General features: G+C 72.3%; 24 protein-coding genes. 13 read left to right on the forward strand and 11 right to left on the reverse strand.

Going from position 1 to position 26,063, the window contains the following annotated elements; all coding sequences use genetic code 11:
* Positions 1–193: 193 nt before the first annotated feature.
* Together ABD284_RS20910 and ABD284_RS20915 are read right to left on the reverse strand one after the other, a co-directional pair.
* Positions 194–1,159: an SDR family oxidoreductase gene (locus tag ABD284_RS20910; protein ID WP_344146280.1), complete on the reverse strand. Its 966-nt coding sequence runs from the start codon at positions 1,157–1,159 to the stop codon at positions 194–196.
* 180 nt (positions 1,160–1,339) lie between these two features.
* Positions 1,340–1,942 (reverse strand): class I SAM-dependent methyltransferase, encoded by a 603-nt coding sequence (locus tag ABD284_RS20915; protein WP_344146282.1) that lies wholly within the window; start codon positions 1,940–1,942, stop codon positions 1,340–1,342.
* Between the two features lie 503 nt (positions 1,943–2,445).
* Here ABD284_RS20915 and ABD284_RS20920 point away from each other — a divergent pair.
* Positions 2,446–3,465 carry an LLM class flavin-dependent oxidoreductase gene (locus ABD284_RS20920; RefSeq protein WP_344146285.1) on the forward strand — a complete coding sequence of 340 codons (1,020 nt, stop codon included), beginning with the start codon at positions 2,446–2,448 and terminating at the stop codon, positions 3,463–3,465.
* Positions 3,466–4,473: 1,008 nt separating this feature from the next.
* Here ABD284_RS20920 and ABD284_RS20925 read toward each other — a convergent pair.
* Positions 4,474–4,773 (reverse strand): hypothetical protein, encoded by a 300-nt coding sequence (locus tag ABD284_RS20925; RefSeq protein WP_344146288.1) that lies wholly within the window; start codon positions 4,771–4,773, stop codon positions 4,474–4,476.
* A gap of 86 nt (positions 4,774–4,859) precedes the next feature.
* Positions 4,860–5,129, reverse strand: a complete 270-nt coding sequence (locus tag ABD284_RS20930; RefSeq protein ID WP_344146291.1) for a hypothetical protein — start codon at positions 5,127–5,129, stop codon at positions 4,860–4,862.
* 443 nt (positions 5,130–5,572) lie between these two features.
* Here ABD284_RS20930 and ABD284_RS20935 point away from each other — a divergent pair, with 443 nt between their 5' ends.
* From ABD284_RS20935 to ABD284_RS20970, 8 genes are all read left to right on the forward strand, one after another.
* Positions 5,573–6,385 (forward strand): helix-turn-helix domain-containing protein, encoded by an 813-nt coding sequence (locus tag ABD284_RS20935; RefSeq protein ID WP_344146294.1) that lies wholly within the window; start codon positions 5,573–5,575, stop codon positions 6,383–6,385.
* A complete protein-coding gene (locus ABD284_RS20940) occupies positions 6,372–6,566 on the forward strand; it encodes a DUF397 domain-containing protein (protein ID WP_344146297.1) in 195 nt (64 codons plus the stop codon). Before ABD284_RS20935 ends, ABD284_RS20940 begins: the two co-directional genes overlap by 14 nt.
* A 194-nt stretch (positions 6,567–6,760) precedes the next feature.
* Positions 6,761–7,951, forward strand: a complete 1,191-nt coding sequence (locus ABD284_RS20945) for an ROK family protein (protein ID WP_344146300.1) — start codon at positions 6,761–6,763, stop codon at positions 7,949–7,951.
* Positions 7,952–7,979: 28 nt separating this feature from the next.
* A complete protein-coding gene (locus ABD284_RS20950) occupies positions 7,980–8,792 on the forward strand; it encodes an ABC transporter permease (protein WP_386699563.1) in 813 nt (270 codons plus the stop codon).
* Positions 8,789–9,580 (forward strand): ABC transporter ATP-binding protein, encoded by a 792-nt coding sequence (locus ABD284_RS20955; protein ID WP_344146306.1) that lies wholly within the window; start codon positions 8,789–8,791, stop codon positions 9,578–9,580. Before ABD284_RS20950 ends, ABD284_RS20955 begins: the two co-directional genes overlap by 4 nt.
* 175 nt (positions 9,581–9,755) lie before the next feature.
* Complete coding sequence (locus ABD284_RS20960; protein WP_344146309.1) at positions 9,756–10,700, forward strand: aliphatic sulfonate ABC transporter substrate-binding protein; 945 nt, start codon at positions 9,756–9,758, stop codon at positions 10,698–10,700.
* Complete coding sequence (locus tag ABD284_RS20965) at positions 10,697–12,166, forward strand: sulfatase family protein (RefSeq protein ID WP_344146312.1); 1,470 nt, start codon at positions 10,697–10,699, stop codon at positions 12,164–12,166. The genes ABD284_RS20960 and ABD284_RS20965 overlap by 4 nt, the downstream gene beginning before the upstream one ends.
* 195 nt (positions 12,167–12,361) lie before the next feature.
* A complete protein-coding gene (locus tag ABD284_RS20970; RefSeq protein WP_344146315.1) occupies positions 12,362–13,702 on the forward strand; it encodes a family 43 glycosylhydrolase in 1,341 nt (446 codons plus the stop codon).
* Between the two features lie 133 nt (positions 13,703–13,835).
* Here the strand turns inward: ABD284_RS20970 and ABD284_RS20975 are convergent, their stop codons facing one another.
* Together ABD284_RS20975 and ABD284_RS20980 are read right to left on the reverse strand one after the other, a co-directional pair.
* Complete coding sequence (locus tag ABD284_RS20975; protein ID WP_344146318.1) at positions 13,836–14,792, reverse strand: formylglycine-generating enzyme family protein; 957 nt, start codon at positions 14,790–14,792, stop codon at positions 13,836–13,838.
* 518 nt (positions 14,793–15,310) lie between these two features.
* On the reverse strand, positions 15,311–16,171 hold the full coding sequence (locus tag ABD284_RS20980) for a helix-turn-helix transcriptional regulator (RefSeq protein WP_344146321.1): 861 nt from the start codon (positions 16,169–16,171) through the stop codon (positions 15,311–15,313).
* 230 nt (positions 16,172–16,401) lie between these two features.
* Between ABD284_RS20980 and ABD284_RS20985 the strand changes: the two genes are divergently transcribed.
* Positions 16,402–16,572 (forward strand): hypothetical protein, encoded by a 171-nt coding sequence (locus tag ABD284_RS20985; protein ID WP_344146324.1) that lies wholly within the window; start codon positions 16,402–16,404, stop codon positions 16,570–16,572.
* A gap of 77 nt (positions 16,573–16,649) precedes the next feature.
* Here ABD284_RS20985 and ABD284_RS20990 read toward each other — a convergent pair whose 3' ends face one another.
* Positions 16,650–17,543, reverse strand: coding sequence for a dihydrodipicolinate synthase family protein (locus ABD284_RS20990; protein ID WP_344146327.1), 894 nt, complete (start codon positions 17,541–17,543; stop codon positions 16,650–16,652).
* Positions 17,544–17,854: 311 nt separating this feature from the next.
* On the opposite strand from ABD284_RS20990, the gene ABD284_RS20995 reads away from it, so the two are divergent.
* The gene (locus ABD284_RS20995; protein ID WP_344146330.1) at positions 17,855–18,862 is read left to right on the forward strand and encodes a zinc-binding dehydrogenase; all 1,008 of its coding nucleotides are present in this window, start codon (positions 17,855–17,857) and stop codon (positions 18,860–18,862) included.
* Between the two features lie 68 nt (positions 18,863–18,930).
* Here the strand turns inward: ABD284_RS20995 and ABD284_RS21000 are convergent, their stop codons facing one another.
* Both ABD284_RS21000 and ABD284_RS21005 read right to left on the reverse strand, forming a co-directional pair.
* Positions 18,931–19,944: a glycoside hydrolase family 11 protein gene (locus ABD284_RS21000; protein ID WP_344146333.1), complete on the reverse strand. Its 1,014-nt coding sequence runs from the start codon at positions 19,942–19,944 to the stop codon at positions 18,931–18,933.
* Between the two features lie 603 nt (positions 19,945–20,547).
* The gene (locus ABD284_RS21005) at positions 20,548–20,925 is read right to left on the reverse strand and encodes a DUF1330 domain-containing protein (RefSeq protein ID WP_344146336.1); all 378 of its coding nucleotides are present in this window, start codon (positions 20,923–20,925) and stop codon (positions 20,548–20,550) included.
* Between the two features lie 302 nt (positions 20,926–21,227).
* Here ABD284_RS21005 and ABD284_RS21010 point away from each other — a divergent pair, with 302 nt between their 5' ends.
* Positions 21,228–22,064 carry an amidohydrolase family protein gene (locus ABD284_RS21010; RefSeq protein WP_386699616.1) on the forward strand — a complete coding sequence of 279 codons (837 nt, stop codon included), beginning with the start codon at positions 21,228–21,230 and terminating at the stop codon, positions 22,062–22,064.
* A gap of 141 nt (positions 22,065–22,205) precedes the next feature.
* Here the strand turns inward: ABD284_RS21010 and nhaC are convergent, their stop codons facing one another.
* Both nhaC and ABD284_RS21020 read right to left on the reverse strand, forming a co-directional pair.
* Positions 22,206–23,678 carry a Na+/H+ antiporter NhaC gene (gene nhaC, locus ABD284_RS21015; RefSeq protein ID WP_344146342.1) on the reverse strand — a complete coding sequence of 491 codons (1,473 nt, stop codon included), beginning with the start codon at positions 23,676–23,678 and terminating at the stop codon, positions 22,206–22,208.
* Between the two features lie 42 nt (positions 23,679–23,720).
* The gene (locus ABD284_RS21020; RefSeq protein WP_344146346.1) at positions 23,721–24,854 is read right to left on the reverse strand and encodes a trans-sulfuration enzyme family protein; all 1,134 of its coding nucleotides are present in this window, start codon (positions 24,852–24,854) and stop codon (positions 23,721–23,723) included.
* A 377-nt stretch (positions 24,855–25,231) separates the two neighbouring features.
* Between ABD284_RS21020 and ABD284_RS21025 the strand changes: the two genes are divergently transcribed.
* Positions 25,232–26,029 (forward strand): FadR/GntR family transcriptional regulator, encoded by a 798-nt coding sequence (locus ABD284_RS21025; protein WP_344146349.1) that lies wholly within the window; start codon positions 25,232–25,234, stop codon positions 26,027–26,029.
* Positions 26,030–26,063: the final 34 nt, after the last annotated feature.

Below are 26,063 nucleotides of genomic sequence, written 5' to 3' on the forward strand. Positions count from 1 at the left end.
GGCCGATCGCCCGGCTCGGCGGGCTCGACCCGCGGCGCCGCCCGGCGGGCGGCGCTTCGGCACCGGCCTTCCCGATCCTCTCGCCTGCGTTCGGACTCCACCGCCCGGCGGGCGGCGGCTGCGCACGCGACCGCGCGGCAGGCCCGTCGTGCCCCGGGAGCAGCACGGGGGCGCCGCGGCGGGGCCGGGAGGCTCAGCGGTAGCCGGTGCAGTCGGCGGGCCGGCCCGCCCATTGGACCTCGGCGAGGTAGCGCCAGGCGTCGGGGCGGGATCCGTCGGTGTCGGTGAATCCGTAGACCCGGGCCATCCCGCCGCTGGAGACCGTCCGGCCCGCCCAGCGGGCCCGGTCGGGGTCGGCGGCCAGGGCCGCGACCGCGCGCCCGGTGTAGGCGGGGCTCTCGGAGATGCAGAAGTGCGGCTGGTGCCGGACCGCGTCGCGCCAGTTCGCCTCGGTGACGCCGAAGGCGTCCAGCATCATCTCCGAACGCAGCCACCCGGGGGTCACCGCGACGGCGGTGCCGCCGGCGGCCCGCATCTCCTCGGCCTGGGCCAGCGCCAGGCGCTGCACCGACACCTTCGCCAGGTCGTAGAAGCAGCCGACGGAGGAGCGGTACTCGGCGTTGGCCTCGGCGGTGCCGTCGGTCATCTCCACGACCAGGCCTCCGGGCTCGCGGTTGAGCAGGGGCAGCGCGAAGTGGCTGGTGATGATGTGGGTGTCGACGCCCAGCCGCAGCTGGCGCAGGCCCTGCTCCAGGGACAGCTCCCACAGCCGCTTGTCGAAGACGGTGTAGACGTCACCGCCCCAGACGTCGTTGACCAGGATGTCCAGCCGGCCCTGCTCGGCGTCGATACGCTCGGTCACCGCACGCACCTGGTCGGGGTCGAGGTGATCGGCCGCGATCGCGGTGGCGGTGCCGCCCGCGGCCTGGACCAGCTCGGCGGTCTCCTCGATCGTCTCGGGCCGGTCCATCTCCGATCGGGCGGTCCGGGTGGTGCGACCGGTCGCGTAGACGGCCGCGCCCGCGCGGCCCAGTTCCACCGCGATGGCGCGGCCCGCCCCGCGTGTGGCCCCCGCTACGAGGGCCACCCTGCCCTTCAGCGGCGCCCCGCCGGCTCCGCCCGCCCGCCCCGTCTCGTCCGTGCCGTCCGTCTCGCCCATTTCGCCCACCGTGTCCGCGCCCCCTCGTTCCGGCCGCCCGCTCCCTCCCCTGCTCGTTCTACTCCCTGTCCCTGACACCCTCTGGCAGGACGCGCGCGGCTTCGGCGGTTTCCACCGGGAGGAGCGGACGAGTCCCGCCTCCCCCGGCGTGGCGGCCGCCGGTGCTCGGACGCGAGCTCGTCACGGCAGGCGCTGTGCTCGGAGGACGGTGTCGCGGGTGTGGTGTGTGCCCGCGGGCGCGGGCACGTTCCGCGGACGGGCCTCGTCGACCAGGACGCTCCAGTCGGAGCCGAGGAGCCGGGCGATGTCGGCGGGCTGGTAGTAGCCGCCCGGTGCGGCCCCGTGCTCGAGGCGCTCCGGCAGGTCGGCGAGGTCGTGGCTGCCGACGAGCAGCGTGCCGCCGGGGGCGACGGCCGCCAGCAGGCCGCGCAGCGCGGCGTGGTCCGGACTGCGCGGGAGCGGGACGTACTGGACGGACACCAGGTCGAACGCGCCGACGGGTGGCGGCATGGTGGTCAGGTCGCCGCGCCGCCACGCCACGCGGTCGGCGACGTCGGCACCCGCGGCGGCGGCGCGCTGCAGGGCGACCCCGGAGACGTCGATCGCCGTCACCAGCCATCCGCGCCGGGCCAGCCAGAGGGCGTCGGCGCCCTCGCCGCAGCCCACGTCGAGCGCCTGCCCCGGCGCCAGGTCGGCCGCTTCGGCGACGAGCACCGCATTGGGGGCACCGCTGAACATCTGCTCGCGGCCGGCGTACTTCTCGTCCCAGGACTGTGCTTCCATCGTCCTCGCCTCTCGTTGGTCTGCTGCGGTCGGATGCCGTGGCGCCGGTCGCCCAGAGGTGCTCGCACAGGCGGGCCTCCGGCTCCGATGAGAAGGGGGCGTCGTCGACCGCCACCGCGCGGTCGGTCTCCTCGGCGGTGGGACCGGACTTGATCGCGCCCGCGGCGGCGCCGGAGGCGGCCGCCGCGCGGACGTCGGCCGCCGGGTCGGCGACGTCCTACGTCGGTTGTCTCGACTCACCGTGACCACCTCCCGAACCCCAAACTGCTCCGCCGGGGACATGAGGGCAAAGTCCTTTGCGAGAACCGCAAAATCCGCGGGTCGGTACGGGATGAGCGACGCCTTCGACGCCGTGCCCAGCGCCGTCTGCCCGCGTCTGCGGGAGCTGCGGTGCCGCAGCGGACGCACATGCTGAACGCCGGTCGGAGCCACCGGCATCCCGGTCGGCACCCTCTCCCGCCTCGCCGTCGGAATACCAGCGTGCGCGCGGTGTTGGCCAAACTGTGAAGAACATCGGATTCCTGTCTTTCGGGCACTGGACACCCTCGCCGCACTCCCGCGTGCAGTCGGCCTCCGACGCACTGCTGCAGTCGATCGACCTGGCCGTCGCCGCCGAGGAGGTCGGCGCCGACGGGGCGTACTTCCGGGTGCACCACTTCGCCCGGCAACTGGCGTCGCCCTTCCCCCTTTTGGCGGCGATCGGGGCGCGGACCGAGCGGATCGAGATCGGCACCGGCGTGATCGACATGCGCTACGAGAACCCGCTGTACATGGCCGAGGACGCCGGCGCCGCGGACCTGATCGCCGGGGGGCGGCTCCAGCTCGGGATCAGCCGCGGCTCCCCCGAGCAGGTCGTCAAGGGCTACGAGTACTTCGGGCACCGCCCGGCCGAAGGCGTCTCCGACGCCGACATGGCCCGGGAGCACACCGCGAAGCTGCTCGACGTCCTCAGGGGCGAGGGGTTCGCCGAGCCGAACCCGCGGCCGATGTTTCCCAACCCGCCGGGACTGCTGCGGATCGAGCCGCACTCCCCGGGCCTGCGCGAGCGGATCTGGTGGGGCGCCGGCACCCGCGCCACCGCCGAATGGGCCGGCCGGCAGGGGATGCACCTGATGAGCTCGACGCTGCTCACCGAGGACACCGGTGTGCCGTTCCACCAGCTGCAGGCCGAGCAGATCCGCCTCTTCAAGGAGGCGTGGCAGAAGGCGGGCCATGCCCACGAGCCCCGCGTCTCGGTGAGCCGCAGCGTCTTCCCGCTGGTGAGCGAGCTCGACCACCAGCTCTTCGGCCGGCAGGCCGGGAGCACCGACCAGGTCGGCCACCTCGACGACGGCCTCGCGCGGTTCGGCAAGACCTACGCGGCCGAGCCGGACAAACTCGTCGAGGACCTGGCCCGCGACGAGGCCGTCGCCGCCGCGGACACGCTCCTGCTCACCGTGCCCAATCAGCTGGGCGTGGACTACAACGCCCACGTGCTCGACAGCCTGCTGCGCTACGTCGCCCCCGAACTCGGCTGGCGCTGACCCGCCTCCGACTCCGCCGACCCGGCCCTCGCGGACGGCGTCCCCGCGGGCCGACATGCCGCTCGTCGCGGCGCCGCGCTCAGCCCGGCAAGCCGCTCCGCCGTTCGGCTTCAGCGGGGGCGCGGCCGCCGGGGAAGCACGACTGTTGCAGCGCAGGCGGATCCGCCCGCCCGGCCCTGCAGCGGTCGCGTAACCGAACACGGTGCAAACGGGATTACCTACGCGGTGGTGGGTAATGGCACCAACGAGCCGACCTTGGGCACCGAAGAACTCCGGGCGGTGTTCGGAGGAGGGGACCGCCCTGTGGACGGCGACGCGCTGAATATTGCCCAGCCCCTTGTCCGGCTGGCCGGGCAACTGGTTGAGCTTCCCTCGATGGAGGAGACGCTGCGAGGCATCACGGCCAGCGCTCGGCGCGAGATCGGCGGTGCGGAGTTCGCGGGGATCTCCCTGATGCACAAGGACGGCTCAACGTCAGCTGCGGGACCTTGCGGAGGACGTGGTGGAGACAGGGGAGCTGCCGGAGCCGGGACGGCGCACCAAGCCGCAGGGGTGACCGGTGCAGCCTTCGGGGGATGGCGCGGAAGGCGTCTCGGAACCCGGCGGGCCGGCGGGCGGCCACGCGGCTACACGCGGCACATCACTGTTGATCTTGTAGTTGTCGCAAATGGACAGCGGCGGTTCGCCCACGCGAAGCGCGGGCGAACCTGGGGAAGACTCCCGTGCATTGTTGGAAGCCTCGGCACGCACCCGTGGTTTGAGACCACGCGCCGACCGCAACCGTCCACCGCCTGGCGCGTCGGCCTCTCGGGCGGAGCCAGTGTCAGAATCCGCCTGCAACCCGGCGCTGCGCTGTACGGCATTGCTTCCTTAGGGGTTCTGCTGCCCTCGGAACAGGGGGTGTATGCGCGCCGTAAAAAGCAGCCGCCGGCCGCGCGGAGCCGGGCAGCCCGCTCGATCGTGCAAGAAGGGCTCACAGCCTTCCGGTACGGAGCGCGGGCGAGGGTGTCAGGTCGTGTTCAGGGTGTCGTCGCTCGTCTTCAGGGCCTCGGCCTGGGCTTCCACCCACAGGCGGATCCGGGCGTGGCTGGACCAGCCTGCGAAGCGGGTGCACAGGCGGTCGGCACCGGCGTCGGGCGGGTCCTCGGGGGCCTGGGGAACCTGCCGGTGCCGCTCGGCCGTCCACCATTCGCCGCCGCACCAGAGGAAGCAGCGGATGTCCCACTCGTCGGCGTAGTCAGCGGCGACAGTGCCCGGGGACTCGATCTCGCCATGCCCGCCGCCCCTGTAGCGGTAGGGCGCGCTCACGGAGCGGCCTCGCCCGATCGCAGGTGCGCTGGGTCTCCAGCCGGTAGCGCATCTGCGCCGCGGTGTCGGCGTGCACGGTGGTGGGATCATGCCCCACTTCTCGCGGCGGGCGTCGTGGCCCTCGCGGCGGTGGCGCGCGACCAGGCCCCGCCCTCGGCCGTAATGTCCCAGTCGGCGAAGTCGGCCTCCAGCACGGCGGCGGCCCGGTTCGCGTTCGCGTCGACCGGTGCGCGCGGGCGCGGGACACGGGGCGCGACCGGACGGTCCTCGGCGCAAGCGCGGGCCGGGAGGACGGGGTGAGCCAGGTCGGGGCGCCGGGCGACGAGGAGGCGGGCCAGGACGCCGAGTTCGGCCATGTCGTCGGAGGGTGCGGTGCGCTCGCGGCGCTCCGCTCCGGGGCCGATCCCAGGGTGTTCCGGCTCGGGCGGGTGCCGGAGGTAGGGGCGTATCGCCTGCCGCCTGCGGCGGTGCCCGCTCCGGCGCCATATCGGCTCCGGGGTGGCGTGGTCCGGAAAGGGACCGTGCGCCGGTGGGTGCGTATCGGGCGTGTAGTGCCGAATGGGGCCGCTAAGGTTGGCCATGGGTCTCCACCTGCGTTCCTCAGGTCGGGGATCAAGGCCCTGCCCGGTGCCCGCTAAGCACCGGCAGGGCCGTCTATTTGCCAGTGGCATTCCAACCTTGCTGAATCACTGCGACCGGGGATAGGCGTTCAACGACACTGGTGCACCGTTTAACTGATGTGGAGAAGCTTTGCCATACCGGTTGAACGCGTTCATGGATGCGTAGAAGACTGTTGTACATGGTCGACAAGGTGCGTCCGCAGTGGGTGCGGTTTGGCAATGAGCTACGCCGCCTGCGAGTCCAAGCGGGCCTGTCACAAGGTGATCTTGGTGCGCGGATACAGGTCTCGCACGCCTTGATCAGTGCTTTCGAGCGCGGAACACGACAACCAAGAGACGACTATGTGATCAAACTCGACAACGCGTTGGAGACGAGCGGATCACTGGTCCGACTTTGGGAGACGTCGAGTAGGTCCAGCGGTATCCCCTCCGAGTTCTCGGCCATCGATCAACTGGAACGCGCCGCTGTAGAGATCAGGGCCTACAGTCCGATGGTTGTGCCTGGCCTGCTTCAAACTAAGGAGTATGCACACCGGATCTTGCGGGACGGAGACCGGGTGGCGACAGAAGGGGAGATAGAGGAACGCACCGATACTCGCGTTGCACGGCAGGACGTCCTTAGATCCGATGCCCCGCCGCTACTCGTCTACATCCTCGATGAGGCCGTGCTCCGTCGCCGCACGGGCGGACATGAGACCATGGGCCGCCAGATTGAACGGCTTGTCGAGGTATCGCACGGCTCGCGCGCAATCATCCAAGTCATCCCTCTACGAGCCGAGTGTCACCCCGGGCTCTCAGAAGAGTTCACCCTCCTCGCCATGCCAGACGGGACCGAAGTGCTCTACATGGAGACACGGGAAGCGGGCGGCCCCGTGGAGAATGCGGACGTAAGGCGCAACTACGTGCGGCACTTCGGAGACCTGCGCGGTGCAGCGCTGCCGGAAGCCGAATCGCTGCAACTGATCAAGGAGGCCGGACGTGAGTGTCGTTGAAGGAACGTGGAAGAAGAGTAGCTACAGCAACCAAAAGGGGGGCAATTGCGTAGAGGTCGCCGCCACGTCCGAGCACGGCGCCGCTGTGCGTGACAGCAAGCGCCGCGACGCCGGCCGCCTGGAGATGCCCTCGGCCGAGTGGGCGGCGTTCCTGCACGCGGTGAAGTCCGCGGAGCTGTAGCCCACCGCCCCGCGAGACGGCGACCCCCGCGACCCCCGGGCCGTGGGGGTCTTGTCGTGCCGCCCGGCGGCAGCGCGAATCCGCCCTCCCCGCCCTCACCTGCGGTGAGGCGGCCCGCACGCTCCGGCGACCCTGTCGCACCTATTTTTTTCGGGGTCTTGACGAAAATCACACCCCGGTCGCATGCTGTCGGCATGTCGTCCCAGGCCGGCCCGCTGACGCGACTCAGACGTGGCCACAAAGAGCTCGTCCTCGAACTGCTGAGCAAGCACGGCCCCCTGAGCCGGAGCAGTCTCGGCAGCCTCAGCGGGCTGTCCAGGACGACCCTCTACGAGATCGTCGCCGAGCTCGTCGCCAACGGCGCCGTGGTCGCCTCCCTGCCCGAGCCCGCCGAGCGCAAGCGCGGGCGCCCCGTGGAGAAGCTGACCCTCAACCCCGGCGCCGGCCAGGTGATCGGCATCGACTTCGCCCGCCGCGCCGTCCACGTGGCCGCCGTCAACGTCGCGCACGACGTCATCGGCACGGCGAGCGCCGCGCACGCGGCCGAGCTGACCTGGCCCGAGCGGGTGGACCTCGCCGGGCGGCTGGTCCACTCCCTGGGCGACGGAAGCCTGGACCTGGGTTCGCTCACCGCCGTCGGCGTCGGCGTCGTCGGCCCCGTCTTCAACCCGGGCGACGAGGCCACGCCCGCCCGCGGTGTGGACGGCCTCCCCGACCTGCTGCACGAGCGCTTCGAGGTTCCGGTCGTCACCGACAACAACACGCGGCTCGCCGCCCTGGCCGAGGCCACGTGGGGCGCGGCGGCCGGGAGCCGGGAGATGGTCTACCTCCGGCTCTCCTACGGCGTCGGCGGCGGGCTGGTCTTCGGCGGCTCGCTGCACCGCGGACCGCAGGGCCTGTCCGGCGAGTTCGGCCACATCAAGGTCGTCGAGGACGGGAAGCCCTGCGAGTGCGGCGGCACCGGCTGCCTGGAGACCGTGGCCTCCGCCGGCGCGGTGCTGGACGCCTACCGCGCCGCCGGCGGCACGGCCGAGGACGTCCCGGCGCTGGCCTCGGCGCTGCGCGAGGGCGACGCGACCGCCCGTGACCTGCTCGCCGACGTGGGCGCCCGGGTCGGCGACGTGCTCGCCGGGCTGTGCAACGCGGTCGGCCCCGGCCTCGTCGTGATCGGGGGCGAACTGGCCGCGACCGGGCCGGCACTGCTGGAGCCCCTGGAGGAGGCGCTGCGGGCGCGCGTCATGCCGCTCTCGCGGCAGTGGGTGGACCTGCGCCCGGCGACGCTCGGCGAGACCGGCGGCGCCCTGGGGGCCATCGCCCTGGTGCTCCACGAATCGCCCGTGCTTTCCCGCTACCCCATGAACGCGAAGTCCGAGGAGGACTCATGAGCAACCCCCCGACCCGGCCGGAGCATCCATGGCCGTGATCACCCCACCGCAGAAGGAGGCGCCGGCGCGCCCCCGGCCGCGCAGCACCGGACGGCGTCCGAGGCGCTCGCTCGTCCTCAACCTCGCCTCGCTCGTGATCGGCCTGGCGGTCTGGGGCCTGGTGTCCCTGTTCGGGATCGCCGACCTGCCCGGACCGCTCACGGTCGCCTCGCGCGCGTTCGAGATGGCCGTCGACGGGACCCTCGCCGGCGACCTCGCCGCGAGCCTGCGGCGGGTGTTCATCGGCTTCGCGCTCGGCACCGCGCTCGCCGTGCCGATCGGGTTCCTCATGGGCTGGTACCCCACGGCGCGGGGGCTGCTGGAGCCCTACGTCCAGTTCTTCCGCATGGTCCCGCCGCTGGCCCTGATCCCGCTGGCGATCGTGCTCCTGGGGATCGGCGAGGTGCCCAAGATCTTCGTGATCTTCCTCGCTGCCTTCCTGTTCAGCGTGGTGTCGACCCTGCAGGGTGTGGTCAACGTCGACCGCACGCTGATCAATGCGGCACGCGTGCTGGGCGCGCCGGACCGGACCATCTTCGTGAAGGTCATCATCCCGGCTTCGGCCCCGTTCATCCTGGTCGGCATGCGGACCGGGCTGGGCGCCTCCTGGGCCACCCTGGTCGCCGCCGAGCTGATCGCCGCCCAGGCGGGGCTCGGCTACCGGATGCAGCAGGCCCAGCTCTACTACGACCTGCCCACCATCTTCGTGGGCCTCATCGCCATCGGCGTTCTCGGTATGGCCATGGACCGGCTGCTGCTGCTCGCCGAGAAGCGCCTCACCGGCTGGCAGGAGCGCCGATGACCGACAAGCCCGAGAACAAGATCGAATTCCGCGACACCGCGAAGTCCTACCCGATGAAGGACTCCGTCTTCACCGCGCTCGACGGCGTGTCCCTGGAGATCGCCGACCGGGAGTTCGTCACCGTCGTCGGCCCGTCCGGCTGCGGCAAGAGCACACTGCTCAACCTGGCGGCGGGGCTGGACGAGCCGACTTCGGGCGAGGTGCTCGTCGACGGCCTGCGCGTGGAGGGCCCCGGACCGGACCGCGGCGTGATCTTCCAGCAGTACGCCCTGTTCCCCTGGCTCACCGTGCGCCGCAACGTCGAGTTCGGCCTGCGCATCGCCGGCATCTCCGCCGACGAGCGCGCCCGCCGGGCGCAGCGGGCGATCGACCTCGTGGGGCTCACGGAGTTCGCCGACGCCCTGCCCAAAACGCTGTCGGGCGGCATGAAGCAGCGCTGCGCCATCGCCCGCGCCTACGCCGTGAGCCCGCAGGTGCTGCTCATGGACGAGCCCTTCGGCGCCCTGGACGCGCTCACCCGGGTCCAGCTGCAGGACCAGCTCTTGGAGACCTGGACCAAGGAGCAGCGCACCGTCATGTTCATCACCCACGACGTGGACGAGGCCGTCTACCTCGCCCGGCGCGTGATCGTGATGGCGGCCCGGCCGGGCCGCATCCACCGGATCATCGACGTGGACCTCCCCTACCCGCGGACGGAGGAGGTGCGGCTCTCCGCCGACTTCAGCCGGATCCGCAACGAGGTGTGGCACTCCGTCTACCACCAGGAGGCCCCCGCGCCCGCGCCCTGACCCGCTGCGCCGGCGCGCGGTGCCGGTCCCCTCCGACCGGGCCGCACCCGCCGCGACCGGGGCCGCTCCCCCGGACCGCCCGGCCCGCCCACCCCGTACAGAACCCATCGCCATCCCACGGAAGGACCGACCCCCCATGCGCTTTTCCCGCCCTACCCTCGCCGCGATACTCGCCGTGTCCGTATCCTCACTGTCGATGACGGCGTGCGGCTCCGACACCGGCCAAGGAGGCGCCACGGACGTCAAGTTCGGCTACATCAGCGACTACAACGGCGCCAGCCTCCTGGCCATCGCCGAGAACCAGGGCCTGTGGGAGGACGCCGACCTGAACGTCGACGTCAAGTCCTTCACCAACGGGCCCGTGCAGATCCAGGCCCTGGGCGCCGGCGACCTCGACTTCGGCTACATCGGCCCCGGCGCGATGTGGCTGCCCGCATCCGGCAAGTGCAAGGTCGTGGCCATCAACACCCTCGCCTACGCCGACCGCGTCATCGCGCAGCCGGGCATCTCCTCGATCGAGGGGCTGAAGGGCAAGAAGGTCGGCGTGCCCGAGGGGACCTCCGGCGAGATGGCGCTCAACCTCGCGCTCGAAGACGCCGGAATGTCCCCCGGCGACGTCCAGAAGGTGCCCATGGAGCCCTCCACCGTGGTCTCCGCCTTCGCCTCCGGCCAGATCGACGGCGCGGGGATCTGGTACCCGCTCATCGACACGATCAAGGAGAAGGTGCCGGAGCTGAACGAGGTCGCCAGCACCCGCGACATGGGCGACAAGTCCTTCCCCACCGCCTTCGTCGGCGGCAACGGCGTCGACGAGGAGACCACCACCAAGGTGATCGGCGTGCTCCAGAAGGCCAACGACTGGCGGGCCGAGCACCCCGACGAGACCATCGCCCAGACCGCCGAGATGCTCGAGATCTCCGAGAAGGACGTCGAGCGGGACGCGGCCAACGTCGAGACCATGCCGACCGCCGACCTCGTGAAGGCGACCGAGGACGGCACCACCGACCAGTGGCTCAACGGACTGAGCGAGTTCTTCGTGGACACCGGCCAGCTCCAGTCCGTCCCGGCCCCGGAGGACTACTACACCGGCGATCTCTACACGAAGGCGTACCAGAAGTGAACCTGCTCTTCCTCATGACCGACCAGCACCGCGTCGACACCCTGGGCTGCTACGGGAACCCGCACGTGGCCACGCCCAACATCGACAGGCTGGCGTCCACCGGCACCCGGTTCGACCGGTGCTACACCCCCACCGCCATCTGCACGCCCGCGCGGGCCAGCCTGCTCACCGGACAAGCGCCGTTCCGGCACCGCCTGCTGGCCAACTACGAACGCAACGTGGGCTACCTGGAGGACTTGAACGAGGACGTCTTCACCTTCCCCGAGGCACTGCGCGAGCAGGACTACCAGCTCGGCCTGATCGGCAAGTTCCACGGCGGCACCCACCGCAACGCGGCCTCCTACGGGTTCGACGGCCCCGACATGCAGGGCTGGCACAACCCGGTCGACCACCCCGACTACCTGGCCTACCTGCAGGAGCGCGGTCTGCCGCCGTACCGGATCACCGACCCGGTACGCGGCACCACGCCCAACGGCAACCCCGGAAACCTGCTGGCCGCCCGCCTGCAGCAGCCGGTCGAGGCGACCTTCGAGCACTACCTCGCCACGCGCGCCATCGAGCAGCTCGACAAGTACGCCGCCGACGGCAGGCCGTTCTTCCTGGCCACCCACTTCTTCGGGCCGCACCTGCCCTATCTGCTGCCCGACGAGTACTACGACCTCTACGACCCCGGCCTGGTCGAGCTGCCGCCCTCGATCGCCGAGACCTTCGACGGCAAGCCCGGCGTCCAGCGCAACTACAGCGCCCACTGGACCTTCGACACCATGCCGATCGAGGTCACCCGCAAGCTGATCGCCGTCTACTGGGGCTACGTCACGCTCATCGACGGCCAGATCGGCCGCATCCTCGACCGGATGGACGAGCTCGGACTGTCGGAGGACACGTCGGTGTTCTTCACCGCCGACCACGGCGAGTTCACCGGCGCCCACCGACTGCACGACAAGGGCCCCGCGATGTACGAGGACATCTACCGGATCCCCGGAATCGTGCGCGTGCCCGGAGCCCCGCCCCAGGTGCGCGACGAGTTCGTCACCCTCACCGACTGCACCGCCACGGTCCTGCAGCTCGCCGGGTGCGACACGTCGGCGGCGGTGGACAGCCGCAGTCTGCTCCCGCTCGTCCGCGGCGAGCGCCCCGACTGGCCCGACGAGCTGCTCGCCGAGTTCCACGGCCACCACTTCCCCTACCCGCAGCGGATGATCCGCGACGACCGCTACAAGCTCATCGTCAACCCCGAGTCCGTCAACGAGCTCTACGACCTGCACGACGACCCCCACGAGCTGAGCAACAGGTACACGCACCCGGAGATGTCCCGGACGCGGCGCCGCCTCATGCGGCGGCTGTACGACCTGCTCCGCGACCGGGGCGACAACTTCTACCACTGGATGACGTCGATGTACGACATCGGCGAAGCCGACTACGACCCCAGCCTCAGCGCGTTCGAACCCGCCGGCACCACCCCCTAGCTCCCGGCCGGAGGGGCCCGACCGTCCGCCCGCCCGGGCGCGCGCCCGTGGCCACGCCGTTCCGCTGCAGGCACACCCCGTTGTTTCCCCCCGCGTCGCCCGGTCACGGGCGGCGCACAGCAGATGGCCCCGCGCGCCGGAACCGCTGCCCCGGAAGGGCACCGGCGCTGCGCGGGCCGAAGGAGGACGTGACCGATGACCGACTCCGAGAACAGGTTGCACATCGACCGCCGTTCCGTGCTGGCGGCGGCCGCCGGCCTGGGCGCCGCGGCGGCGCTGCCCGCGACCGCCGCCCACGCGGCTCCGGGCTCCACCGCGAAGGGCCGGTACCCGGCGAACTGGCCCGAGCTCGAGCCCTACGGCCTCGCCGACATCCGCAAGGACCTGTGGCCGCGCGAGGACAACTCCTTCCTCCTGCCGCTGGAGCTGCGCCCCCGCGACGAGGAGCTCGGCCGGGTCTGGATGCGCGACACCTACGTGAACTGCTTCGTGGTGGGCAACCGCCCGATGTACGTCGCCACCGGCACCTCGCGGGTGCCCGGGCTCGACAAGGCCGCTCCCTACAACGACGGCATCTTCGTGTGGGTGGCGCCGTCGCTGCACGGGCCGTGGAGGCTGGCCGACACCACAGGGATCAGGCCCGGCGCCGAGAAGGGCAAGGTGTGGTCGCCGGAGTTCGTGGACGAGAACCGGGCCGGGCGCACCGTCGTCGCGCCGTGGCAGGAGTACTGGTACGACGAGCGGTTCGGCAAGCGCGGCCAGGCCTGGGCCCCGGAGGTGCACCACTTCCGGGGCACCTGGTACATCGCGGCCTGCATGGGCGACCACTCCCGGAAGGTCGGCTCCTTCGTACTCGTCAGCGAGGGCGGGGTCGAAGGCCCCTACCGGCTCATCGAGGGGAGCCTGGAGAAGCCCCTGGGCGAGTCGTTCATCGGCGGGCCGGGGTTCATCGAGCCCGGGGCCTACCACCACATCGACGGCGGCATCTACACCGAGGGCGACGACGCGTGGCTGGTGCTGCACAACGACCTCTACGCCAGGTTCCGGGACGACATGGAGGACATCGTCCCGGCGACCGGCCTCCCGGCGTTCCAGCAGCGGCCCTACTCCCCCGAGCCCTACATCGAGGGCGCCTACGTGCACAAGCACGGCGGCAGGTACTACCTCCTGCAGAGCGTCTGGAGCCGGAGGTCGACCGGGGCCGACGGCGGCACGCGCTACGCCTACGACCCGCGCGGTGACGGCCGCGAGCAGTTCCAGTACGACACGGTGATGGCGGTCTCCGACAACTTCGAGGGGCCCTACTCCCGGAGGTGGACCGCCGGGGTGGGGATCGGCCACAACAACATGTTCGAGGACCACCGCGGCAAGCTGTGGGCGACGTTCTTCCGCAACCCCGCCGCCGGCTACTGGTCCGATCCCGCGCGCATCGGCGACGCCGCCGTGCCCGGTGTCGTGCGCATGGAGTGGACCGGGCCCAAGGGCGACCGCATCTACGTCCGGCGCCGCCGCGGCCGCGCCGCCGACGGCGGCTGACGCCTCCGCCGCCCGGGCGCGCACGCGCCCGGGCGATGGGAGCCCAAGGCCTCCGGTCCGGTGCGGGCGCGGCCCGCACCGGAGCGGGGGCCGCCACCGTGCGCCCGGTGACCGGCCCGCTGCCGGGCCTGCGTCAGCGCGCCACGCGGAACCCGGTGTTGCCGCTGGAGCTGTCCGGGGAGTTGCCCATCCGCGCCGACGTCCGGTAGCGGAAGCAGTAGGACTCGTGGCACATGTGCGAGCCGCCCTTGAGCACCCGGGACTGCCCGTAGCGGGGTCCCGTGGGGTCGGTCCACGGGCCCTTGCGGTGGTAGCGCGGGTTGAACCAGTCCGCGCACCACTCCCACACGTTGCCCGTCGTGTTGTACAGCCCGTAGCCGTTGGGCGGGAAGGCGTCCACCGGGCAGGTGCCGGTATAGCCGTCGGCGGCGGTGTTGCGCTCGGGGAACTCCCCCTGCCAGACGTTCATCCGGTGCTCGCCGCCCGGCTCGCGCTCGTCGCCCCACGGGTAGGGCCGGCCGGAGAGGCCGCCCCGCGCCGCGTACTCCCACTCCGCCTCGGTCGGCAGCCGGGTGCCGGCCCACCGGCAATAGGCGAGCGCGTCGTCGTGCGAGACGTGCACGACCGGGTGGTCCCGGCGTCCGCGCAGCCCGGAGCCGGGGCCCTCCGGGTGGCGCCAGTCGGCGCTGTGCACCTGGCGCCACCACGGCGCGCCGGCGGCGCCTCGGGTCGGCGGGAAACGGCGCGGCAGGAAGCCCGCGAAGACGAACGACCAGCCGTACCGTTCGGCGTCGGTCGCATAGCCCGTGCCCTCGACGAACGCCGCGAACTCGGCGTTGGTGACCGCTGTGGCGGCGATCTCGAACGGGCTGAGCGCCACCTCCCGGACCGGCCCTTCGCCGTCCTCGGGGTAAGGGCCGTCGGCGGTACCCATGAGGAACGTTCCGCCCGCCGGCTCCCGCCACCCGCCGTGCGGTGGAGCGGCGGCCGCCGCCTCGGCGACGGGCACCGGCCCCTCGGCGGCCCGCTCCTCGCCCCGAGCGGGGGCGCAGCAGGCATGCGTCTGTTCAGTGGGGACGTCTGCGCTCATCGGAACTCCTTGCACCGTCGCACGGGACCCGGACCGGCGGGGCGGCTGACCCGCGGCCGTCGTCGGTGCCCACCATTCTCCCGCGCTGGTCACGACCGCTGCACAGCGCCCCCGGGCCGGGCGGGGCGGCGCCGGGCGCGGTGCAGGTCCTCCCGCGCCTCCTGGGAGGACGCGGTCGTGCTGCCGCCCCCGGGGCAGCGCGAACGCGGCGGTCGCCGCATCGTCGAGGTTCATCGCGCGGCGGAACGTTGTGCGACGTCGTCGTGCAGCCCTCGCGGACGGCCGCCGCGGCGATGTCGACGTGGAAGGACGGCGAGCACCCGGCGGCCGCCGCCGATCCCGCGGTACCTCGCATGCGCCGACGCGCACGGGCGGCGCGGGTGAGGGCCCGCGCCCGTTCGCGCCCGGGGCCCGGGGGCGGAGGACTTCTCGGCCGCAGAGCGCTGTCGACCGGCCGTACGGCCTGCGGCGCCGTGCGGCCGGGCAGTGCGGTGGAGCGGGTGGAGCGGTAGGCGGCTCTACTCGCGGACGCGGTCGCGCTCGCCGGCGGGGCTCCCGGTGCCGGCGGTCAGGCTGCCCAGCAGGGACAGCGCCTGCGCGGACGGACTCCCCGGCTCGGCGTGGTAGACCACGAGCTGCTGGCCGGGGGCGCTGTTGACGCTCAGCGCCTCGTAGCCCAGCGTCAGCTCACCGACGAGGGGGTGCCGGAACCGCTTGGTGTCATGGCTCTTCTGCCGGATGTCGTGGCGGGCCCACAGCCGGCGGAACTCCGCGCTGTGCAGTGACAGCTCCCCCACGGTCTCGACCAGCTCCGGGTCGTCGCGGTCCGTCCCGACGGCCGCGCGCAGGCCGCCGACCGTGTTGGCGGCGACCTGTTCCCAGTCCGGGTAGAACTCACGGGCGTCCGGATCGAGGAACACCAGCCGGACCAGGTCCCTGCTGTAGGCGTGGCCGTCGAACAGGGCGCCGCCCAGCGCGTTGTGCGCCAGCACGGTGAGGCGGCGGCCGAGCACGAGGGCCGGGGTCTGCGGCCAGGCCGCCATCATCCGGGCCAGGTTCGCGCTCACCTGCTCCCGCCGTGCGGCGCGGCGGCGCCGGCCCGGCAGCGGGAGCGCCAGCCGGTGCAGGTGGGAGGTCTCGTCCTCGCCCAGGTCCAAGGTCCGGGCGAGGGCGTCGACGACCTGCGCGGAGGGGTGCCGCTCCCGGCCCTGTTCCAGGCGCACGTAGTAGTCGGTGCTCACACCCGCGAGCATCGCGACCTCCTCCCGGCGCAGGCCCGCCACCCGGCGCCGGGGCCCAGCCGGGATTCCGGCGTCCTCCGGCCGCACGAGTCCGCGGCGCGCTCGCAGGAACCGTCCCATTGGGTTGTCCGTGTCCATGCAAGCCACGGTAGGCGCGCGGCGGCACGCTGGGGAGGGCCGAGGGTGGCCGCGCTGCACCCAGGCTCGCGCCGGACGCACCGCGCCGCCGCACGAGCGGCCCGGACCGCTCGTGCGGACATCGGCCCGGTTCGCGACGGCGCGCGGAGTCGACGCCTCGGGGCTCTTCTCGTAGCGGCCGCCGGTGCTGACCGTGCCGCCGGCCTCGACGAGAACGATCGAGGCGCCTGGTGCCAGGACGGGGCTTCCTCGTCGAGCGCGGGGAGGTGCGCGTGGAGGCGGTGGCGGCCGCGAGCGGCCCGGGAACGGCGGCCGGCCTGCGGACCCTGATGCGGCGCAGGACCGGCCTCGGCCCGGCGGCCGACCGCGACCGCTTCGGCCGCCGGGCCGCTCCCGAATGACACGGCCGGCCTTTCGGGCCCCGCGGTGCGGCGTGGCCCGGCTGCCGCGTCCTGCGGTTCGGGGGCGCAGCGGGCGGTCAGGAGGTCCGGCCTATCGTGTCGAGCGCCGCGGCGACCGCGCGGCGGCCGGCTGCGTCGAGCGGGCGGACCGGGCGGGGCAGGTTCGGCTCACAGGCAAGAGCGAGCTCCACGGCGATCGCTGATATCACCCGGTAGCTGCCGTAGCGGACGAACAGCTCCCACAGCGGATCCAGTTCCGCCGACAGGGCGCGGGCCCGCTCGGCCTCCCCCGCGGCGGCCGCCCGCGCGACGGCGAGGCAGGCCTCGGGCAGGACGCCGGCGACGGCGCTGTACCAGGCGTCGCAGCCGGCCAGCAGGCCGTCCGCGCCCGCCCCGTCCCCGCTGACGCCGATCGTCACGTCGGCGGGTACGGCCGCCCGCAGCCCGGCGACGCGGGCGCGCGCCTCGCCCGGGTCGGCGGGCACCGGCGGGATCTTGACCGAGGCGACGCCCGGGAGGTGCGCGATCCGGCCGTGCAGCTCGTCGCTGAAGGATACGTGTGTGGTGACCGGGTTGTCGTAGACGACGAGGGGCACCGAGAGGTGTGCGGCGACGTCCTCGTACAGCCCGAACACCTCGTCATCGGTGAGGGGCTGATAGGTCATGGGCGCCAGCAGCACAGCAGAGGCCCCGGCCTGCTGCGCGTCCTCGGCGTTCTCCAGCACGTCGCGTGTGCGCAGGGCACCGATACCGACCATCACCGGCACGGTGCCAGCGCTGCGCACCGCCAACCGGGCGGCGCGGGCACGCTCCCGCCGGCCGAGGTAGGCGTAGCCGCCGGTGGATCCGAGGGCGCCGACCGAGTCGGCGCCGGAGGCGGCGATCCGGCCGACCATGCGCTCGTAGGCCGCTTCGTCGATCCCGGCGTCGGTGGTCGGCGTGAGCGGGAAAGCACTGAGTCCGGTGAACACGGGGACCCCTTCTCTCTCGTGGGCTTCCTCCTGGCCGCGCCTGTACCGAGCCGGCGCACGGCGACGCCCACGCAGACTACGACGCCGACACCGCCGAGGACCGTCGGCCAGGTCAGCGCCTCGTCCAACGCCGAGTCGCACCCACCCCGCCCCACAGAGCCCCTCCCGCACCCCGCCGGGCTGTGGCCGCCGGGCTTTACCGGGGCGCGTGACCGCGGGGCGCGGGAGGCCCGCGGTTGACCTCAACTTTGGTTGAGGAACAAGACTGGTGCGCGTCGTTCAGTCACCAGCAGCGGGAAGGCGACCAGATCATGCGTGTTGCAGAGGCGGAGCGGTTCGGCGGCCCCGAGGTTCTGCGTCCGGCGCACCGGCCGGATCCGCAGGCCGGTCCGGGCGAGGTGCTCGTCGCGGTGGCGGCGTCGGACGTCATGTTCCTCGACGCCCAGCTCCGTTCGGGATGGGGGCGGGAGTACTTCCGGATGCGGCCGCCCTACGTCCCCGGCAGCGGGGTGGTGGGCCGGGTCGTCTCCGTCGGAGAGGGTGCGGACCCCGGGCTCGTGGGCGCCGAGGTGCTCGCCGAGACGGGGCAGCGCGATCCCGGGACCCACGTGCCGCTGACCCCGACCGACGGCTACGCGGAGCTGGTCGCCGCACCGGCCCGCTACCTCGTCCGCCTGCCCGGCGGACTGGACGGCCAGGCCGCGCTGGCGCTGCTGCACGACGGCCCCACGGCGCTGCAGCTCGCCGAGGCCGCCCGCTTCACCGCCGGCGACCGGGTCCTGGTGAACGCGGCGGCCGGGGGCGCCGGCAGCCTGCTGGTGCAGATGGCGGCCCGCGCGGGCGCCCGCGTCATCGGAGCCGCCCGGGGCCCGCGCAAGCTCGCGCTGGCCCGCGAGCTGGGCGCGGAGGCCGTGGTCGACTACTCCGAGCCCGACTGGACCCGGCGGGTCCGCGAGGCCACGTCGGGGAAGGGGCCCGATGTCGTCCTGGACGGAGCGGGCGGCCGCCTTGGACGGGAGGCCTTCGGCATCACGGCGCGCGGCGGCCACCTGCTCGCCTACGGCGCCTCCGGCGGCGACTTCGCCGAGACCGATGCGGCGGAGGCGCGGGAGAAGGGGGTGCGCGTCACCGGCCTGTTCGACCTGCCCTCCCTCGACGGGGACGGCAGGAGGCGGCGGGCCGAGGAGGCGCTGGCGGAGGCCGCGGCCGGCCGGTTCAGGCCGACCGTCGGTCAGACCTTCCGCCTGGACGAGGCCCGCGAGGCCCATGCCGCGATCGCGTCCCGGACCAGCGTCGGCAAGACCCTGCTCGTGCCCTGAACCGGCGGGCGTGGCGCGGCGGCCGGTGCCGCCGCGCCACGGGTTGAGGCGTGCTGCCTGTCGTCAGGTCAGTTCGCGCTGCAGGAGACCGACGGCCAGGTCCAGTTGCCGTTGTGGTCGATCGTCATGCCCCAGTTGTTCCCGTTGCCGTTGGACGAGGCGACCAGGGTCTGGGCGTCGGGGTAGTCGGCGTTCACGTTCCAGGTCGCCAGTACCTTCGCCGGGGACGGCACGTTGACCCGCACTTCCCAGCTGCTGGCACCGCTGACCGAGACGTTGAGGTTGTAGCGGTCGTCCCACTGCTCGCCGGCGGAGAGCGAGGCGGTGCATCCGCCACCGCCGCCACCTCCTCCGCCGCCACCACCGCCACCGCCGCCTCCGCCGCCGGAGGTGCCGAGCGTGATGTTGGAGTTGCCGCTGCTCTGGAAGCCCTCGGTCGCCATGATCATGTAGTCGTGGTTGCCGAGGTTCATGCCGTGGCTTGCCCACGCGTCGAAGTGGTTGCCCGCGGTGATGGTCCCGCCGGTCCGCCTCTGCTGGCGGACGCTCCAGTACTGCGGGAACGTGGCGGTGCCCTCGATGGAGGGCTTGTCGTAGCGCATCGTGCGGTAGATGTCGTAGGTGCCGCCGTCGCTGGTCACCGTGCCCTGGTACTCGCCTTCGGGCCGGTAGCTGCCCCAGTTGTCCACGACGTAGTACTCGACGAGCGGGTTCCTCGTCCAGCCGTAGAGCGTCAGGTAGGAGTTGCCGGACGGGTTGAAGCTGCCCGAGTACTGCACGGTCCTGCGGCCGCCGGTGCTCCAGCCCTTCCCTGCGACGAAGTTGCCGGTATTGCTCCACTGCGTGCTGTAGTTGCCGCCGGACCCCAGCTCCATGGAGACCGTGCCCTGGCTGTCGGTCCAGAACGAGTAGAAGTAGCCGTCGTGGGTGCCGGTCTGGTTGGTGGTGACGGCCGCGCTTGCCGGAGCGGGCAGCATCATCGTGGCCGTGACCACCGCTACCGCTGCCGCCGAGACGCGGCCGACGAGCGATCTTGTGCGGACGCGGCTGGGGGTGCGCCGCTTTGTGGGGGATGTGTTCATGTTCGGGTTTCCTCCTCGTGCGGTCTGGCGGAGGGGCCGGGCGCGCGGCCCGGCGGGTCTGCCAGTACGGCCAGTGTTCGTGTGGTCGCACGAGCTGTCAATAATTTCCGGAATACTTTCGGAGTTTTCGGGGCGACATGCGTTGACCCGGTGCAGCACTGCGACCATGTTCTTCCTGGACACCCGCACTGGCCGGACAATCCGACCACTCAAAGAAGCCGATAGTTTCGATATACTTCCGGATGTTCCGCAGCCCATCTCGCACCGAGCGGCTCCGCGGGCCGCCCCGCGCCCGACACAGCAGTGCGCTCCCCTCCGCCCGCGGAGGGGAGCGCACCCGGACCTGGGCTCCGGTCGGTATGAGGCGAAGAGGGTGCCGGTGCGCCGGTCGACCGCCGGCCCTTCGAGCTGCACCAGCTCGCCGGGCTCATCGCCGGGCGTCCAAGTGGCGCCGTCGGGCGGGTGGCGGGTCGAAGGCGTGCAGCAGCTCCGCCGTCGGCGGTGATCCGGCTGGTGGCGACGGTGGCTTCGCCGGCCTGCGTGACGACGGCCCGCGCCGGGCCGCACCGCGGCTGCCGGACGCGCCCTGCCGCAGCGCCCCGCTCAGGCGCCGCCGCGCGAGGTCCAGGGCACGGTCGGCTGCAGCACCGCCTCGGCCAAAGCTCCGGACCGCAGTCCGGTGATCTCCTGGTACTCCGGGTCGGCGACCATCCGGCCGAACGCCTCCCGGCTCGGGTAGCGCACCAGCAGCACCGCGTCCCAGTCCTGGCCTGCCTCGGCCACCAGGGGCGCCGCGCCGTCGCCGGCGTAGAGCAGTTCGGCTCCGTACCGCTCCAGGAAGGGCCGCGCCTTGCGCGTGTACTCCGCGTAGGAGGCCCGGCCGTGCGGGGTGAACCGCAGCAGGTTGAGCATCACCACCGGTCCGTCGGGGTCCTCCCGCACGAAGCGTGCGAGGTCGGAGCCGGCGGGGTCGACTGCCATCGTGGCCTCCTCGTCGTGGTCGGGCGTGCCGCCGGCACGGCCGCCCCGGAGACGGGGCGCCGATGCGGCGCACCGCCATCGTGGCATACCATCCAGTCGGTATCCACGGTCGGTGTACCGTCCGTACCCGTCCTCCTCGTCGCGCAGCGAGCAGCGCCCGGCCCTCGGACCTCCGCGGTGTGCGGTGCGGCGGCGGGACGCGCCGCGGCCGGCGTGCAGCGGCGGCGCCTAGAGTGGCCGCAGTGACTGCGGATGCGACCGACTCCCAACGGCGGGACGCCGAGGCCGCCGCCACGCGCGAGCTGTGGCGCGGTCTCGGGCTGCCGGGCCTGATCGACGTCCACACCCACTTCATGCCCGACAACGTGCTGCGCAAGGTGTGGGCCTTCTTCGACGCCCTCGGCGAGGGCGTCTGGCCGATCACCTACCGCCTCGGCGACGAGGAGCGGGTCGCGCTGCTGCGCGGGTTCGGCGTCCTGCGCTACACGGCGCTGGCCTACCCGCACCGGCCCCGCATGGCCGAATGGCTGAACGCCTGGAGCGCCGACTTCGCGGCGCAGCACCCCGACTGCCTGCACAGCGCCACGTTCTTCCCGGAGGAGGGGGCCGCCGGCTACGTCGCCGACGCGATCGGCGCGGGCGCCCGCGTGTTCAAGGCCCACGTGCAGGTGGGCGGCTACGACCCGCGCGACCCTCTGCTCTCCGGCGTCTGGGGCGCGCTGGCCGACTCCGGCACGCCGGTGGTGGTGCACTGCGGCACCGGACCGCAGAGCGGGCGCTTCACCGGCCCGGGCGTGTTCGCCGAGGTCCTGCGCGAGCACCCCCGCCTCACGGCCGTCGTCGCGCATTTTGGAACCCCGGAGTACACCGAGTTCATGGACCTGGCCCAGCGCTACGAGCACGTGTACCTGGACACGACGATGGTGTTCACCCGCTTCACCGAGCGCACCGCCCCGTTCCCCGCCGCCGAGCTGCCGCGCCTGGGGGACCTGCGGGAGAAGATCCTGCTCGGCACCGACTTCCCGAACATCCCCTATCCCTACAGCGAGCAGCTGCGGGCGCTGCGGGATTTGGATCGGGGCGACGACTGGCTGCGCGCGGTCCTGTACGGCAACGCCGCCCGCCTGTTCGGCCTCTGAGGGACCGCGGGCCGGCGGCCGTCCGGCTCCGGGCGGCCGTCCGCTCGGACGCGGTGACCGGCTTCCCTGCGCCCGACCCCGACGGGGACGACCGCGCCGCGGCCCTCGTCAGGTCCGATGGCGGCGCGGTCGTCCGCGGGGTCAGCGCTGCGCGACCTCCGGTTCCGGCTCCGGTTCCGGCTCCGGCTGCCGGCGGCGGATGCCGAACCCGCCGGTCAGCGGCGCCAGGACGGCCAGGAGTACCGAGAAGGCGAAGCCGCTCCAGTTGAAGACGGCCCACGGCAGGAACTCGAAGTTGGCCACCCCGAGCGTGGTCGCGAAGAACACCCCGGAGACCGTCCACGGCATCAGCACCTCGGTGATGGTGACCGAGTCCTCCATGCTGCGCGACAGGTTGACCGGGTGCAGGTTCCGCTTCTTGTAGGCCTCGCCATAGAGGTCGTTGACCAGGAAGAACGTGACGAGGGCGTTGGAGGTGCCGTTGATGATGGCGAACCCGGACAGCAGGGTGGTGGACACCAGCCCGCCGGTCGAGCGCAGCCCCTCGATCATCCGGCGGAGCAGGACGCGCAGGACGTTGGAGTTCTCCAGCGCGGCGGCGAAGAAGAAGGCACAGAAGACGAAGAACGCCGACTGGTACATCGAGTACAGCCCGCCGCGCTGCAGCAGCTCGGTGAGCGTGTCCGACACGGCGCCGCCGTCGGGCAGCATGTCGGTGGTGAAGCCGGAGACGGTCGCGGCGAAGAGGTCGGCGACGCTGAAACCCTGCACCAGCACGGCCAGCACCAGCGCCGACATCGACGACACGAACAGCACCACCAGCGGGGGCTTTTTCATGATCGAGCCGATCAGCACCAGCGCCGGCGGGACCAGCAGCAGCGGGTTGAGGGTGAACAGCCCTTCCAGCTCGGTGAGGGTGCCTTCGACTTCACCGAGGTCGACCGACGAGGCGCCGATGGAGTTGCCCGCGACCAGGAACACCGCGATCGCCAGCAGCGACGAGGGCAGGGCGGTGTAGAGCATGTGCCGGATGTGCTCGTAGAGGTCGGCGCCGGCCGCCAGCGAACTCATGTTGGTCGTGTCCGACAGCGGGGACAGCTTGTCGCCGAAGTAGGCGCCCGACACCACGGCGCCCGCCGTGATCGCCACCGAGACGTCCATCGTCTGCGCGACGCCGATCAGGGCCACGCCGATCGTCCCGCCGGCGCCCCACGAGGTCCCGGTGAAGGTGGCGACGATCCCGGTGACGATGAACGCGAGGACGTACAGGTAGGCCGGGTCGATCAGCTCCAGGCCGTAGTAGACCATCAGCGGGATGGTGCCGGAGATCATCCAGGTGCCGATCAGCATGCCGATGCTGAGCAGGATGAGGATCGCGGGCAGCGCCCGTTTGATCTTCTCGCCCATGTCGGTGAGGATCTGCGCCAGGCTCGTGCCGTACCAGGCGGCGAACAGGGAGAGCACCACGCCCGCGAAGATGAGCATCAGCTCGGCGGGGTACTTCAGCACTCCGATCCCGCCGACGAGGATCGCCACGGTCGCGGCCACGGGGACCAGGGCCATGGCCACCCCCGGTAGGGGCGGTGTTCTGGTCTCCTCCTGGGGGGAAGTCATAAGCATCCTCTCGGTACTGGTGGGGGTGGGTCGGGGCGACGGCTACAGCTTGGCGAACGCCCCTTCGAGGTCCTCGATCTGGCGTTCGGCGCCTTCGAGGCCGACGGACAGGCGGACGGTCCCCGGCGCGATCCCCCGGGAACGCAGCTCCGCCTCCGTGCCGGGCCGCAGCGGTGCGGTGACGAGGCTTTCGTAGCCGCCCCAGCTCGTGCCGATGCGGAACAGCGACAGGCCGTCGACGAACGCGGCGACCCGTTCGAACGTCGCGTCGCCCAGCTCGAAGCTGAGCAGCCCGGAGAACCCGGTGAACTGGCTGCGGACGATCTCCTCGTCGGGGCGGTGGTCGGCGTGGGGATGGTGCACCGCCTGGACCTCGGGGCGCTGTGCCAGGTGGTCGACCACCCGGCGGGCGTTGCGCTGGTGCTCCTCCATGCGCAGCGGCAGCGTGCGCAGGCCGCGCAGGACCAGCGACGCCTCCTGCGCCGACATGACCGAGCCGAAGAGCTGGTGCCCGTTGTAGAAGACCTCGCGGATCACCTCGCGCGAGCCGATCGCCGCGCCTCCGACGACGTCGCTGTGCCCGCCGATGTACTTGGTCAGGGAGTGGACGACGATGTCGACGCCCGACGCCAGCGGCTTCTGGAACAGCGGGGTCGACCAGGTGTTGTCCATGACCGTGCGGATTCCGCGGCGCCGCGCGACGCGGGTCAGCGCGGGCACGTCCAGCACCTTCATCCGAAGGGTGCCGGGGCTCTCGACGTAGATGAGCGCCGTGTCGTCGCGGAGGTGGTCCTCGATGTCGGCGGTGGCCTCCGCCAGGACGGTGTGCTCGATTCCGAAGCGGCGCAGGTACTCCGCCAGCTCCAGGGTCGGACCGTAGACGTTGTTGACGAACAGCACGTGGTCGCCGCTTCTGAGCAGGCCCGCCAGGACGGCGCTGATCGCCCCCATCCCGGAGCCGAAGCACTTGGCGGCCTCGCCGCCCTCCAGCAGCGCCAGCCGCTCCTCCAGGAACGCGACGGTGGGGTTCGTGCCCCGGCTGTAGACGTAGTTCTCGTGCTCGGCCGCCTGCTGCCGGGTGAACTCCTCGAAGGACGGCTTGGTGAACAGGCTGGTCTGGAAGATGGGCGGGGCGACGGCACCCGTCTGGTGACCGGGCCCGTCCCATTCGCCCATGCAGATTTCCCTGTCCGTGCTGTCCACGCTGTTCACCCGTGCTCCCCCGTGAGTCTGCGGCTGACGATGTGCGGCGGCGGGTCCCCCGCTTGTGGCGGCGCTGCGCCGGCCGCCGCACCGGTTCCGCGCCCCCGGTCGGCGGCCGGTTGGGGCCGTGAGCAGGAACGATCGCGCGGAATCCATCGGTCATCTTGTAATACAAGCTGATAAGCAGTCAACGGGTCCGCAGAAATAATGCGGGCCGTCGCCGGGGCACTGCGGTGCGTGGCGCAGCTCACCGGGTGCTGTGGGCTGCTGCGCCCCCGACCGCCGCGCCGGGCGGCTCTGTAGGCTGAAGGCGCAGGTACACCGATCCGCGAAGGGCGGGGCGAAACACGATGGGGGCAGCGTCTGCGGGACGGGCTGATCAGGAACCCGCGGGACGGAGCGGCCCCCAGCGCGCCCGGCCGCACTCGCTGACCGCACAGGTCGTCGACTTCATCGAGGAGCTGTGCGTGGGCCCCGACGCCAAGCCGGGGGGCCGGCTGCCCTCGGAGAAGGAGCTGGCCGAGCGCTTCGGTGTGAGCCGGGTCGTGCTCCGCGAGGCCATGAAGACCCTGGAGGCCAAGGGGCTCGTCCACCGCCGCCAGGGCAAGCCGGCGGTCATCGCCTCGCCCAACGCCCTGCCCGTGGAGGACTTCGTGGCGCTGTCGGTGCTGCGCGACCGCAGGGCGCTGATGGAGTTCACCGAGATCCGCAAGGCGCTGGAGGTGCACGGCGCCCGGTTGGCGGCCCAGCGCATCGCCGGCCCGGACGAGGAGCAGACCCGCGAGCACATCGCCCGCGCGCGCGAGGCCATCGCCGAGATGCGCGCCGACCCGCTCGACGTGCCCACGCGGCTGCGCACCGACGTCGCCTTCCACCAGGCGCTCGCGGCGGCCTCGGGCAACCGGAGCCTGACCCAGATCCTGGACGCGCTGGAGCAGTCGCTGGCCGAGAGCCGCGAGCGGAGCCACCTCCGCTTCCTGGCCACCGCCGAGGACCCCGCCGCCTCCGCGACCGAGCACGAGGTGGTGCTCGACGCCGTCCTCACCGGCGACCCCGCCCACGCCGTCGCGGCCATGGAGCACCACCTGCAGGTCACCCTGCACGAGATCCGCACCCGGCCCGACCCCGAGGAGTCGCCGGAGCCCTGACCGCCTCCGCGCTCCCACCTCCGCTCCACCGACC

The organism is Streptomonospora arabica (assembly GCF_039531585.1).
Taxonomy (GTDB): domain Bacteria; phylum Actinomycetota; class Actinomycetes; order Streptosporangiales; family Streptosporangiaceae; genus Streptomonospora; species Streptomonospora halophila.

Coding starts and splice junctions, on each gene's coding strand:
- ABD284_RS20910 (WP_344146280.1), bottom strand. CDS start 1,159: ATGGGCGAGACGGACGGCACGGACGAGACGGGGCGGGCGGGCGGAGCC.
- ABD284_RS20915 (WP_344146282.1), bottom strand. CDS start 1,942: ATGGAAGCACAGTCCTGGGACGAGAAGTACGCCGGCCGCGAGCAGATG.
- ABD284_RS20930 (WP_344146291.1), bottom strand. CDS start 5,129: ATGGCCGAACTCGGCGTCCTGGCCCGCCTCCTCGTCGCCCGGCGCCCC.
- ABD284_RS20935 (WP_344146294.1), top strand. CDS start 5,573: ATGGTCGACAAGGTGCGTCCGCAGTGGGTGCGGTTTGGCAATGAGCTA.
- ABD284_RS20945 (WP_344146300.1), top strand. CDS start 6,761: ATGTCGTCCCAGGCCGGCCCGCTGACGCGACTCAGACGTGGCCACAAA.
- ABD284_RS20950 (WP_386699563.1), top strand. CDS start 7,980: ATGGCCGTGATCACCCCACCGCAGAAGGAGGCGCCGGCGCGCCCCCGG.
- ABD284_RS20955 (WP_344146306.1), top strand. CDS start 8,789: ATGACCGACAAGCCCGAGAACAAGATCGAATTCCGCGACACCGCGAAG.
- ABD284_RS20970 (WP_344146315.1), top strand. CDS start 12,362: ATGACCGACTCCGAGAACAGGTTGCACATCGACCGCCGTTCCGTGCTG.
- ABD284_RS20975 (WP_344146318.1), bottom strand. CDS start 14,792: ATGAGCGCAGACGTCCCCACTGAACAGACGCATGCCTGCTGCGCCCCC.
- ABD284_RS20980 (WP_344146321.1), bottom strand. CDS start 16,171: ATGGACACGGACAACCCAATGGGACGGTTCCTGCGAGCGCGCCGCGGA.
- ABD284_RS20995 (WP_344146330.1), top strand. CDS start 17,855: ATGCGTGTTGCAGAGGCGGAGCGGTTCGGCGGCCCCGAGGTTCTGCGT.
- ABD284_RS21000 (WP_344146333.1), bottom strand. CDS start 19,944: ATGAACACATCCCCCACAAAGCGGCGCACCCCCAGCCGCGTCCGCACA.
- ABD284_RS21005 (WP_344146336.1), bottom strand. CDS start 20,925: ATGGCAGTCGACCCCGCCGGCTCCGACCTCGCACGCTTCGTGCGGGAG.
- nhaC (WP_344146342.1), bottom strand. CDS start 23,678: ATGACTTCCCCCCAGGAGGAGACCAGAACACCGCCCCTACCGGGGGTG.
- ABD284_RS21020 (WP_344146346.1), bottom strand. CDS start 24,854: ATGGGCGAATGGGACGGGCCCGGTCACCAGACGGGTGCCGTCGCCCCG.
- ABD284_RS21025 (WP_344146349.1), top strand. CDS start 25,232: ATGGGGGCAGCGTCTGCGGGACGGGCTGATCAGGAACCCGCGGGACGG.